General features: G+C 33.2%; 11 protein-coding genes. 5 read left to right on the top strand and 6 right to left on the bottom strand.

What is annotated here, in order from left to right:
• Positions 1-236 precede the first annotated feature (236 nt).
• From nirK to B8T70_RS05705, 3 genes are read left to right on the top strand one after another with little or no spacing between them, the layout of a single operon-like run.
• On the top strand, positions 237-1,625 hold the full coding sequence (gene nirK / locus B8T70_RS05695; RefSeq protein WP_369827373.1) for a copper-containing nitrite reductase: 1,389 nt from the start codon (positions 237-239) through the stop codon (positions 1,623-1,625).
• 14 nt (positions 1,626-1,639) lie between these two features.
• On the top strand, positions 1,640-2,413 hold the full coding sequence (locus tag B8T70_RS05700) for a formylglycine-generating enzyme family protein (RefSeq protein ID WP_086894219.1): 774 nt from the start codon (positions 1,640-1,642) through the stop codon (positions 2,411-2,413).
• A gap of 17 nt (positions 2,414-2,430) precedes the next feature.
• Positions 2,431-3,036, top strand: coding sequence for an SCO family protein (locus B8T70_RS05705; RefSeq protein WP_086894220.1), 606 nt, complete (start codon positions 2,431-2,433; stop codon positions 3,034-3,036).
• Positions 3,037-3,354: 318 nt separating this feature from the next.
• Here the strand turns inward: B8T70_RS05705 and B8T70_RS05710 are convergent, their stop codons facing one another.
• The 5 genes from B8T70_RS05710 to B8T70_RS05730 all read right to left on the bottom strand — a co-directional run bounded on the left by B8T70_RS05710 (position 3,355) and on the right by B8T70_RS05730 (position 8,778).
• Positions 3,355-4,590, bottom strand: a complete 1,236-nt coding sequence (locus B8T70_RS05710) for a hypothetical protein (RefSeq protein WP_242667430.1) — start codon at positions 4,588-4,590, stop codon at positions 3,355-3,357.
• A 120-nt stretch (positions 4,591-4,710) separates the two neighbouring features.
• A complete protein-coding gene (ric, locus tag B8T70_RS05715) occupies positions 4,711-5,433 on the bottom strand; it encodes an iron-sulfur cluster repair di-iron protein (RefSeq protein ID WP_086894221.1) in 723 nt (240 codons plus the stop codon).
• Positions 5,434-5,451: 18 nt separating this feature from the next.
• On the bottom strand, positions 5,452-7,689 hold the full coding sequence (locus B8T70_RS05720; protein WP_086894246.1) for a nitric-oxide reductase large subunit: 2,238 nt from the start codon (positions 7,687-7,689) through the stop codon (positions 5,452-5,454).
• Between the two features lie 92 nt (positions 7,690-7,781).
• Entirely contained in the window at positions 7,782-8,303 is a 522-nt protein-coding gene (gene azu / locus B8T70_RS05725; RefSeq protein ID WP_086894222.1) for an azurin, read from the bottom strand.
• Positions 8,304-8,328: 25 nt separating this feature from the next.
• Complete coding sequence (locus B8T70_RS05730; RefSeq protein ID WP_039112605.1) at positions 8,329-8,778, bottom strand: Rrf2 family transcriptional regulator; 450 nt, start codon at positions 8,776-8,778, stop codon at positions 8,329-8,331.
• A 206-nt stretch (positions 8,779-8,984) separates the two neighbouring features.
• Here B8T70_RS05730 and B8T70_RS05735 point away from each other — a divergent pair, with 206 nt between their 5' ends.
• Both B8T70_RS05735 and B8T70_RS05740 read left to right on the top strand, forming a co-directional pair.
• Positions 8,985-9,788 carry an NYN domain-containing protein gene (locus B8T70_RS05735; RefSeq protein ID WP_086894223.1) on the top strand — a complete coding sequence of 268 codons (804 nt, stop codon included), beginning with the start codon at positions 8,985-8,987 and terminating at the stop codon, positions 9,786-9,788.
• A 49-nt stretch (positions 9,789-9,837) separates the two neighbouring features.
• Complete coding sequence (locus tag B8T70_RS05740; protein ID WP_039112603.1) at positions 9,838-11,355, top strand: FMN-binding glutamate synthase family protein; 1,518 nt, start codon at positions 9,838-9,840, stop codon at positions 11,353-11,355.
• A gap of 62 nt (positions 11,356-11,417) precedes the next feature.
• On the opposite strand, the gene B8T70_RS05745 is transcribed toward B8T70_RS05740, so the two are convergent.
• A complete protein-coding gene (locus B8T70_RS05745; RefSeq protein ID WP_086894224.1) occupies positions 11,418-11,831 on the bottom strand; it encodes a hypothetical protein in 414 nt (137 codons plus the stop codon).
• Between the last annotated feature and the right edge of the window lie 233 nt (positions 11,832-12,064).

Consider the following 12,064-nt stretch of genomic DNA (forward strand, 5'->3'; position numbering starts at 1 on the left):
AATATTTAAAAATTAAACCCTATTTTAAAGCCCCATCTTTAACAAGATTAAACCCAATTATAAGTACAAAATTAAATTTTAAGTTATATGCCTTACATGATTTTTATCATAATAAAAGACAAAATAGTCTTTTATTTTTGCTTAAAGATTTAAAACTAAAATAAACCAAACTTGTTATGAAAAAGAATTATAAAATGCCCTTAAAATTGAGAGCTGTTTTTTGTGCAATTTTTGCAATGCTATTATTAGCATCATGTAAAAAAGGAGAAGAATCTACGAATTACACTGATATTAAAACTGATGGAGAAATGGAAGCTGAACTTACAGCTCCACCAATGGTACCAAAACCAGTTGGTAACAGACCTGCCATGAAACTAAAAGTTAATATGGAAATTAAAGAGCAGGAAGGAACTATGACTGATGGTGTAAAATATACCTATTGGACATTTGGAGGTTCTGTTCCAGGAAGTTTTATTAGAACTCGTGTTGGTGATGAAGTCGAATTTCACTTAAAAAACCATCCGGATAATAAACTTCCACACAATATCGATTTACATGCCGTTACGGGTCCTGGTGGTGGAGCATCATCATCACTTGTAGCACCTGGTCATGAAAAAGTGTTTAGCTTTAAAGTAATAAATCCTGGACTATATGTTTACCATTGCGCTACAGCTCCTGTTGGAATGCACATTGCAAACGGAATGTATGGTTTAATTTTGGTAGAGCCTGAAGGCGGTCTTCCTCCAGTAGACAAAGAATACTACGTTATGCAAGGTGATTTTTACACTCAAGGTGAATATGGAGCTCAAGGACTTCAGGCTTTTGACATGAATAAAGCGGTAAAAGAAACACCTGATTATGTTGTATTTAACGGGAAAGTTGGTTCATTAACAAATGGAGGTGAACTTACTGCAAAAGTTGGTGAAACGGTTCGTTTATTTGTTGGTAATGGCGGTCCAAACTTAGTATCTTCTTTCCATGTTATTGGTGAAATATTTGATAATGTACATGTAGAAGGTGGAAGCATGATTAATAAAAATGTTCAAACTACGCTAATTCCTGCTGGTGGAGCATCTATAGTTGATTTTAAAGTAGAAACTCCGGGAAGTTTTGTCATAGTCGATCACTCCATTTTTAGAGCATTTAATAAAGGTGCACTAGGAATACTAAAAGTAGAAGGTGCTGAGCACAAAAACATATATTCTGGAACTATCCAAGAAGGTATTTATTTACCAGAAGGAGGAACAATTCAGAAAATGCCTGATAATGGAGCTGCTAAAACAGCAATTCCAAAAAGAACTGTAGCAGAAAAGATAAAAATTGGAAAAGAAATTTTTGGTACAACCTGTTTTGCTTGTCACCAATCCGAAGGGCAAGGAATTCCTAGTACGTTCCCTCCTCTTGCAAAATCAGATTATCTTAATGCAGATGCCAACAGAGCAATTAAAACAATCCTGCATGGTTTAAGTGGAGAGATAACTGTAAATGGTAAAAAATATAACAATGTTATGCCTAGCCAGAATTTATCTGATGATGAAATAGCAAATGTTATGACTTATATATACAACAGTTGGGGAAATAACAAAACAGATGTTACTCCCGAAATGGTAAAAGCACAAAGATAACAACACCAAATAGTATGCAAAAAAGCATTTTCATTATTATTCTTTTCTTGGCTCATATTACGGGAATGGTATGGGCACAAGAATCGAAAATGGTTCCGATAAAAGAGGGCTCCTTTGTCCCTCTTTACGGGGCTACAACAAAAACGCCTGTCGCTGTAAAACCTTTTTTTATAGATGTTTATCCTGTTACAAACAATGAGTTTTTGAGTTTCCTCAAAAAGAATCCAAGCTATAGCAAATCTAAAATAAAAGGACTTTTTGCAGACAAAAGTTATCTGTCTTATTGGAAATCGGATTTTGATTTCGGAAATTCAAATCCAAAAGCTCCTGTAACAAACGTTTCTTGGTTTGCTGCCAAAAAATATTGTGAATGCCAAGGAAAGCGATTGCCTACAATGGACGAATGGGAATATGTTGCCATGGCAGATGAAAAAAGGATTGATGCCAGAACTAAAACGGAATTTAATAAATATATTTTGTCCTGGTACGAGAAATCAAAAACATATGAAAATCCTATTGGACAAACGTTCAAAAATTATTGGGGCGTTTATGATATGCATGGTCTAGTATGGGAATGGACTTCAGACTTTAATAGTATCTTTTTATCTGGAGAATCCAGAAAAGATAAAAGCGACGATAAGAATCTTTTTTGCGGAGGCGCATCTGTAAATGCATCCGACTTGATGGATTATGCTGCTTTTATGCGATATGCCTTTAGAGGAAGTCTTAAAGCGCAATATTCAACGCGAAATCTAGGTTTTAGATGTGCTAGTACAACAAAGCTATAATTTTAAATCATTTAAAAATGAAAAAAACAATAATGGCAATTTTCATTCTTCTTTTTACTTTGCAAAGTTGCAAAGAATCTAAAAAAGAAGACAGTTTATTAGCCACAGAAGACAAACCAATTAGTGATTTATCCATTTATAATTTGCCCTCGCAATGGACAACCCAAGATGGAAAAGATATCGAACTAAAAAGTCTAAAAGGAAATGTTCTGGTTATGGTAATGATTTATACAACTTGTAAAGCTGCTTGCCCAAGATTAGTTGCCGATATGAGAAATATAGAATCTCGATTAAATAAAGAAACAAAGAAAAACGTAAAACTTATTCTCGTAAGTATTGATCCTGAAACTGATACTCCCGAAAAACTAAAAGCATTTGCTATTGCTAATAAAATGGAAAATGACCCGTGGATTTTCTTACGTTCTACAGAAGATAATACTCGAGAATTTGCAGCTGTTCTAGCTGTTAATTATAAAAAGATATCTCCCATAGATTTTTCACACTCCAATATTATAAGTGTTTTTAATCCTGATGGAGAATTAATTTACCAACAAGAAGGCTTAGGAGTAAACAATGATAAAACAGTAGACAGAATAAATCTGGAAGCAGAAAAAATTAAATAGGTTAATTAATTCGTAAAGAACAAGGGAAGATTTTGATTAATCGACTCTTGTTTTTTGTTTTATAATATTCAGGAGAATTAACCGCAAGGAGCGCAAAGTTAGCCTGTAGCAAAAAAGAACGCGGATTAGAGCTGATTTACAAAAGTAAAGACGCGGATAAAAACAGATTTTAAAACAATAAAAAGAAAATCCGTCCCGACGCTTCGGGATCGCGTTTTCGCCTTAGCGAATCCGTTTAATCCGCGTTCCATTATATACAAAGTGTTAGAATCCTTTTAATCATAATAATCTGTGGCAGAAAAAAAGATAGGTATGTTATTATTGTAAGCAGATATTTTTTGTCTTAATGATTGAAGCTGTAATTAAGCTTAATCCTACAACAATAAGAACGCTTGTTCCGAAAATTTCTTCGTAATACCCCCAAAGCGCTCCTTTACCAAAATAAAGAAATCCCCCTTGAATAAATAGCAATATTTCTGTTGCTATATATCCCAAAATAAAACACTTTATTCCTGCACGAAGTAAATAAGATTGATGCGAAAGCAGCTTATTCTGAATTAATACTCCAAGCAAAAATCCTGTGATTATACCTAAAGTTGTTAAATGAATAAAACCAATTATAAAGCTTCGGATTTGATGTGAAATTTCGGCTAGATTAGGTATTAAAACCAATAGTTGTATGCCTATTTTCAAGAATAAAGAACACAACGCCAAACCATATACTATTTTAGTCGTTGAATCTAAATTAGCTTTAAACGAGTTTATTTGAGGCTTTAACATTTTATAAAAATGGACAAAAGCAACCAATTGCAAAACAACTCCAATAGTATTAATCCAACTTAATAAATTGTTCTCGACATACCAACTTACAGGAAATGCTACGGTTAAAAATGTAGCTATGATAAGTAGAGTGAAGAATATTTTGAACGACTTTTTTTCTATTTTATCTTCAAATTGCTTTAAAAACAAAGCCAAAACCGCAAACAAAAACCATCCATTAAACTGAAAATGCAGGAAAAACTGAATTGCAATTTGATAAAAAGCACTTTGTTTCCCCAACATACTTACTGCTGGTCCTAAACACCAAACTCCGAAAGTCGAGAAAACCATAAATAAAATCGCTGCCAATAAAAGTTTATGATCGCTTCTTTTATCCTTAAAGCCATCTCTCCAAACCAGCCAACAAAAAACATAACTGAGTACAATATGCATTGTAGAAAATATAATCGAAAACAAAGCATATCCCTGAATCGGAAAAGTTACCATCATACCAATAACAGCAAATTCGGTAACCCAGAATAACTGATTATAAATTGGTTTCTGACTTTTTTCTTTTGGGATAAAAAAACGAACAATTAAAACATAAATCATCAAATAAGCCCAACCTAACATCGCTACATGTGAATGTGCATGAAGTAAGAAACTATAATTTATATTTAAAGGAAATAGATAGACATAACGCATTAACAACCCCATAAGCGAAGCTATTAAAAAATTAAAGAAGCAACATACAACCCAACTTTTTTGCGAACTCATTTTAGTTAATAATTTCATCTTTATTTAAATTAAAAGTAGTTCAAAATAATCCTAATCTCCTATTTATAGAAATAAAAATGCACCGATGTTAATTAATTTATCGGTGCATTCTTTTCATTAATTATACATTCTTATTTTTTAAGAAAACTCTTTTTCCAGAATCATTGCTTTAGGAAACAAGATATTATTTTCCAGATGAATATGTGTATGCAAATTCTCTTCAAATTCTTTTAGCATAGCGTATGTTACTTTGTAAGTGGTACATCCGTCGCTTGGCGCCTGATAATCATTAGTTAGGCTGGCAATTTCGCGAAAGCGTTCTCCCTCGGCATCATGCTCATGCATCATCATTGCAATTGGGTTAGATACAGTTCCAAAAGGAGGTTGTACTAAAGCTTCGTCTGTTTCTTTTGCTTTAACCATCTTTTTTATGAAAGGGAATAACATCAATTCTTCTTTTTTCATGTGTTGAGCTAATTCGCCAGCACATTCGATAAACAATTGGTTTATCTTAAACAATTCTGGATGATTCCCTCCATGAACACTACAAAGTTTATTTAGAAATTGCATTATAATGATTGATTTATCCTCTACATAACGGTGGTGTGTTTTCTCAATATAATCAGCCAATAAATCCAATGGCCATGAGTTAAAGTCTATTGCATTAGTATCTTCCGCAGATAAAGCTTCTTTAATTTTTTTAAGCAAAACTTTAGAGTCAATTTCTTGCTTTGCACAAACTTCGTCGATGGTTCTGTTTCCTTTGCAGCAAAAATCGATTTTATATTTTGAAAATACTGCAGCAGTTCTAAAGTCTTCTGCTACAAATGTTCCTATTGTTTTATTTTGTAAATTTTCCATGATATTATTTTTATTTTATTATTTTCTTCTATTTTTTAATGTCAAATCAAAGACAAACCAAGCCGTAGTTATAATTCCTATTCCGAAGATAGAATCCCCTATGGCACGCATCCATTTTAAAGTAATCATTGTAGGTTGTTGCATTAACTCTGATGAACGTGCATACCACATTCCGTGATCAATACTTTCGATAGCTTGCCAAATTCCTATTGGCAACAAACTCAAGACAGCCATTAAAAACAACCCAATATTTAATGACCAAAACGTAATTTTAAGCAGTTTCTCGTTCCAGGTAATATTTCTGTATAAACTTCTTAAAACAAAAAGCATTAAACCAATTCCTAACATTCCGTAAACACCAAACAATGCTGTGTGTGCGTGAAGAGGTGTTGTATTTAAACCTTGTACATAATACAATGCAATTGGCGGATTGATAATGAATCCGAAAACTCCAGCACCAAGGAAATTCCAGAACGCAACGGCTATCATAAAGTAAATAGGCCATTTGTAATCAATAATCCATTGTGTAGATTTTGACAGTTTATAATTTTGATATGCTTCAAAACCTATTAAGGTAAGCGGTACAACTTCTAGTGCACTAAATGAAGCTCCTAATGCCATAATAGCTGTTGGTGTTCCAGAAAAGTACAAATGATGGAAAGTTCCAAGAATACCTCCCGACATAAAAATAATAGTTGCAAATAACACATTTAAAGTAGCTGTTTTGGTTTTTAATAATCCCAAACGAACGAATAAAAACGCGATAACAACTGTTGCAAATACTTCAAAGAATCCTTCTACCCATAGGTGTACAACCCACCATCTCCAATATTCGGCAATGGCTAAATTTGTTTGTCTTCCCCACATTAATCCTGCTCCATAAAACATGGCAATTGCTGTACAAGAAATCAAGAACAAAATGATTAGATTTTTTTCTTCTGTCTTTTTCTTTAAAATAGGAATTAGCGGACGTATCATTAATGCCAACCATAAGAATAATCCAACTAGAAGGAATATTTGCCAGAAACGTCCCAGATCTACATATTCGTAACCTTGGTGTCCAAACCAAAAGTTTTGTACCAAATTTAGTTTTTGCATTACCCCAAACCATTGTCCTACCATAGAACCCAAAACAATGATTAATAAAGCAATAAACAAAAAATTCACTCCAAAACACTGAAATTTAGGGTCTTTACCCGAAACTGCCGGAGCTATATATAATCCTGTAGCCAACCAAGCTGTTGCTATCCAAAAAATAGCCAATTGGGTATGCCAGGTTCGTGTAACTGCGTAAGGTAAAATTTGATCTATGGGAATGCCATATAAAGCATTTCCTTCTACACCATAATGAGCTGTAATTATCCCTAAAGCCATTTGTAAAATCATCAACAAACTTACTACCCAAAAATATTTTTTGATCAAATGCATCGATGGAGTCATCCCCTGATTAAGTATTGGATCTTTACTAGGAAGCGGAAACTCCTCTTCTTCACCCGATTTCGCATGATAAAATACTAGGATTCCGATACTAAAAATCAGTAAAATAATACTGACACCCGACCAGGCAAGCAATTCTTTTGTGGCATTATTACCAACCAATTCGTCTGATGGCCAGTTGTGTGTGTATGAAATATCCGAATCGGGACGTTGGGTTACAGTTGCCCAAGTTGCCCAAAAGAAAAATGCATTCATTTTATGCATTCTTGCTTCGTCTTTTATTGAATTTTTAGGAATTGCATATTCTTCTCTTAATTTATCAAACTTAGGATCATTAGTAAAAAGTCCTTGATAATATTCACTAAGATATTGAATTGCTGCTACTCTATTTTCTGAAATTGTAAGTGTTTGTGAATTTTTATCATAACGATTTGTTCTCACATCTTTTTGTAAGCGTATCTTTAATGCTGCTTGTTTTTCCTTATCTAAGTCATTAAATTCTTTACCAAAATCTTCTTTCGAATATTTGTTCAGAATAAACATGGCTTCTCTATGTAACCAATCGGCAGTCCAATCTGGTGCTACATAAGCACCGTGTCCCCAAATAGATCCTACCTCTTGTCCTCCTATACTTTGCCAAACATTTTGCCCGTCTTTAATCTCATCTTCAGAAAAAATAAGTTTTCCGCTATCTGAAACTATTTGTTTAGGGATTGGTGGTGCTTGTTGGTAAATTTCATAGCCATAATACCCCAAAACAGCAAACGAGATGCTCATTACCAAAGCAAATGCTATCCATAATTTTTTTTCTCTTTTCATTTTTTTAAATTTCATCAATAAAAGACTTTTTTATCCTTTATTAGTTTAATAAAAAACTCTAACCCACTAATTTATGGATTAGAGTTCTTTAATTATTCAACAATTAAAACACCTTTCATCATGGCAACGTGCCCTGGGAAAGTACATAAAAAATTGTATGTTCCTTTTTTATCTACAGTAAACTCAATAGTATCCTCTTCTCCTCCTCCAATTAATTTAGTATGAGCGATAATCGAAGCTTTTTCTGAAGCAGGAATATAATCAGTGTCTTTAGCAGCAGCAGCTTTACCCGCAAAAGCAGCTTCATCTGTACCTTCCTGCAAAATAACTACGTTATGTCCCATCGCAGCTTTAGGAATCTTACCTATGTGTTTTAATGTTAGCGTGATAGGCTTTCCTGCTACAGCTTTTAACTCTTTGGTATTAAATTGCATTTGATCATTTCCTTCAATAACCAAAACATTACTAACTGCTGCTGTTTGCCCTTCAGAATCCTCTGTTGGCTCACTTACCTCTGTTGGCGTATCAGTTGGTGCTGTTTCTTTTTTACCACATGAAGTTATTGCTAAACATCCCATTAGCATTACAATCGAAATTTTGACTTTTTTATTCATTTTTGAGTATTTAAATTATATAATATTAATTGTTTTTGTTTAATGCTTTAAGAAAAGAATCTCCTGATTTTACACCTAATGCGAGTTCTTCCAGGGTTGTATTTGTAAGCATATCTAAAAGTAATTCACGTATTTGCTTAAATTGATTATGTACCGGGCAAGGATGCACTTCTGAACATTCTTTTAAGCCAATACCACATCCTTTATATATGTTGTCTCCATCAATGGCATCAACAATCTGAATTAATTTAATAGATTTTACTTTATCAGTAGAAACCTCAAAACCACCTCCTACACCTTTTGCCGAATCTATAATTCCGTTTTTGGTAAGAATCTGCATTATTTTGGCAGTAAACGGTTCTGGAGAGTCAATTTCTTTTGCCACATCTTTTATCCCAACCCTAATTCCTTGTGATGATTTTGTAGCAATAAATATCGAGGCGCGAATACCATACTCACAGGCTTTTGAAAACATAGACTAGTTGATTTAATTTTATACAAATGTATTTAAAAACATATTAAAAGACAAATTTATCTTTAATAGATTTCTAAAATAAAAATCTTACCTTATTTATAACCAGAATAATTTAATTATTCAGAAACACATATTATAAAGCAAGATCCTATAAAAACTAATTTTAGTTTTATCTTTGGTAGATTATAATTTTGTAAAACCAAAAAATGTCTTTAAACAGCACCAAAGAATTGAAACTTGCTGTACTTATCGATGCCGATAATGTACCGTATAGCAATGTAAAAGGGATGATGGAGGAAATTACTAAATTTGGTACTCCAACAACTAAACGTATATATGCCGACTGGACTAAACCTAATGCAAACGGTTGGAAAAGCGTATTACTAGAACATGCCATTACCCCTATCCAACAATATAGTTACACTGTAGGTAAAAACTCTTCCGATTCGGCATTAATTATCGATGCCATGGATTTATTATATTCGGGAAAACTAGACGGTTTTTGTATCGTTTCTAGCGATAGTGATTTTACCAGATTGGCTATTAGATTGCGTGAATCTGGTATGAAAGTAATCGGTATTGGCGAAAAGAAAACACCAAGTGCATTTATTGTAGCCTGCGATCGTTTTATATATATTGAAGTATTAGATGGCGCTATCAAAAAGAAAGAGCCAAAACTTACTACTTCTGACTCTAAAAAACCTGTTGAAAAACCAACTGGAAAACAACCTGAGAAACAAACCGAAAAGCCACTAAACAAAATTGATCTTCAAACAATTGAACTTATCGAAGATACAATTGATGCAATTGGAGATGATGATGGATGGGCATTCTTAGGTGATATAGGTAATCTTTTGGTTAAGAAGAAACCTGAATTTGACCCAAGAAATTATGGTTTTTCAAAATTAACTCCAATGCTAAAATCCTTAACAGATATTCTTGAAATCGACGAAAGAGATTCGGATAAAAAAGGAATCAAACATAATTACGTTCGCTTGAGATACAGCTAACATATTTTACAATTTACATTTACACTTTTCAAATTAAAAATTAAAAAACATGAGAAAAAAATTCTTTATCTACGGATTCTTATTGTTTCTAGTTGTTGCAGCAATTTATCATTATTCTGAGTCAGGACGTGGTTTCTTACTCCTTATTATTATTCCAATACTATTAGTTGTTGGTGTTTATAATACAATTCAAACAAAACATGCTATTTTAAGAAACTTTCCTGTTTTAGGTTATTTCAGGTATTTATTTGAAATGATTGCACCTGAAATTCAGCAATACTTCATCGAAAGATCTACAGACGGTAAACCTTTCTCAAGAAATCAACGTTCATTAGTTTATCAAAGAGCCAAAAATATAGATTCTAGTTCTCCTTTTGGAACGCAATTAAATCTTAATCATGATAGTTACGAAGGAATCAAACATTCCATTTTTCCTGCCAAAGTAAATGAAGAATTACCTCGTGTACTTGTAGGTGGTAAAGATTGTAAGCAGCCTTACTTAGCTTCTTTACTAAATATATCGGCAATGAGTTTTGGTTCGCTAAGCGAAAATGCTGTTCGTGCCTTAAATATAGGTGCACAAAAAGGAAAATTCTATCAAAATACTGGTGAAGGTGGACTTACAGAATTTCATCTTGCTGGTGGTGGCGATATAACTTGGCAAATAGGTACTGGATATTTTGGTTGTCGTGATGCAAATGGAAACTTTGATGGAGAAAAGTTTAAAGAAAAAGCATTACTTCCAAATGTAAAAATGATAGAAATTAAACTATCACAAGGAGCAAAACCAGGACATGGTGGTGTACTTCCTGCATCTAAAAACACAGAACAAATAGCCAAAATAAGAGGCGTACAACCACATACCACAATTTTATCTCCTCCTAGCCACAGCGCATTCTCTGATGCTAAAGGATTAGTTCATTTTGTGGCTCGCTTACGCGAATTATCTAACGGTAAACCTATTGGTTTTAAACTTTGTATCGGTAGCACTAAAGAATTTGAAGACATTTGTCATGAAATGATTTCCGAAGATTGTTTTCCTGATTTCATAACTATCGATGGTGCCGAAGGTGGTACAGGTGCAGCTCCGCTAGAATTTGCAGATGGTGTGGGTATGCCATTTGAGCCTGCTTTAATTTTTGTAAATAAAACATTGATTTCTCTAAATATTAGAGATAAAATGAGAGTAATTGGTAGCGGAAAAATTATCTCTGGATACTCTATCCTTCATGCTGTAGCACTTGGTGCTGATATGTGTAATAGCGCCAGAGGTTTTATGTTCTCATTAGGTTGCATCCAGGCTTTACGTTGTCATAATAATGAATGCCCAACGGGAGTTGCAACACAAAATAAAATGCTGATGAAAGGTTTAGTAGTTACAGATAAATCCGACCGTGTATTTCATTTCCATAAAAATACCTTGCATTCGGCAAATGAATTGTTGGCAGCTGCAGGAAAAACACGTTTTGCTGATGTCGACATTAATATCTTTATGCGTGGTGATGAATTTACCAATTTATCCGAACTATATTTCCCAGATAATCTAACAAGCGTTACCAAACGCTAAATAAAAAAAGCCTCTTTGTTTTACACAAAGAGGCTTTTAAGTTTTTAGGATATTTTACAAGCTTACTTTTCTTTTAACAGCTCTTTTAATTCTTCCTTATTAATTATCACTTTAGACAAAACTGTATTATCCTTAGCTAAAAAATACACATGAAAAGATACTCCTTCTTCGATTAACGCTTTAGGGAGTTGTTCTTTTTTAATCATTTCAGCCAACAAATCAGGAAATGCCTTGCTATATTTTTGTTTATTTGATTCGTTTTGCTCTAAATCGGTTTCTATTCTTATTTCAATTTTATTATCTTCTAAATATCCTCTGGCAGTAGTTCCAGTAATATTTTCACCTTTAAAACTTGGCGCTATACTAGTATTATAAGTAATAACGTATTCCTGAAGTTTTTGTTTGGTGTTTTTACAACTTACTAATGACAATATAATAACGATAGCAAATGAGATTTGGATAATTTTCTTAAACATAATTTTTTCTTTTGAGTTGAATCAATAAATCATTAATTCAAACATAATCTAATTATATTTCATACGCAATACCTATCACTGGACTGGACATTCATACACCTTTGTCAAAGTTTTGAACTTTGACAAAGGTCTGCAACGAACATATTCTACTTTCCGCAGGATTGCCATATAAAATATAACATACAGTGCCCCTAAAACTCCTGAAGCCTCATAAAAACTACAAAGTCGAAATT

Origin of the sequence: Flavobacterium sp. AJR (genome assembly GCF_002156885.1) — a bacterium.
Lineage (GTDB): Bacteria > Bacteroidota > Bacteroidia > Flavobacteriales > Flavobacteriaceae > Flavobacterium.

Bases quoted from the DNA above. Each gene is read 5' to 3' on its own strand.
- nirK (WP_369827373.1), top strand. From the start codon at position 237: ATGCTATTATTAGCATCATGTAAAAAAGGAGAAGAATCTACGAATTAC.
- B8T70_RS05700 (WP_086894219.1), top strand. From the start codon at position 1,640: ATGCAAAAAAGCATTTTCATTATTATTCTTTTCTTGGCTCATATTACG.
- B8T70_RS05705 (WP_086894220.1), top strand. From the start codon at position 2,431: ATGAAAAAAACAATAATGGCAATTTTCATTCTTCTTTTTACTTTGCAA.
- B8T70_RS05710 (WP_242667430.1), bottom strand. From the start codon at position 4,590: ATGAAATTATTAACTAAAATGAGTTCGCAAAAAAGTTGGGTTGTATGT.
- ric (WP_086894221.1), bottom strand. From the start codon at position 5,433: ATGGAAAATTTACAAAATAAAACAATAGGAACATTTGTAGCAGAAGAC.
- B8T70_RS05720 (WP_086894246.1), bottom strand. From the start codon at position 7,689: ATGAAAAGAGAAAAAAAATTATGGATAGCATTTGCTTTGGTAATGAGC.
- azu (WP_086894222.1), bottom strand. From the start codon at position 8,303: ATGAATAAAAAAGTCAAAATTTCGATTGTAATGCTAATGGGATGTTTA.
- B8T70_RS05730 (WP_039112605.1), bottom strand. From the start codon at position 8,778: ATGTTTTCAAAAGCCTGTGAGTATGGTATTCGCGCCTCGATATTTATT.
- B8T70_RS05735 (WP_086894223.1), top strand. From the start codon at position 8,985: ATGTCTTTAAACAGCACCAAAGAATTGAAACTTGCTGTACTTATCGAT.
- B8T70_RS05740 (WP_039112603.1), top strand. From the start codon at position 9,838: ATGAGAAAAAAATTCTTTATCTACGGATTCTTATTGTTTCTAGTTGTT.
- B8T70_RS05745 (WP_086894224.1), bottom strand. From the start codon at position 11,831: ATGTTTAAGAAAATTATCCAAATCTCATTTGCTATCGTTATTATATTG.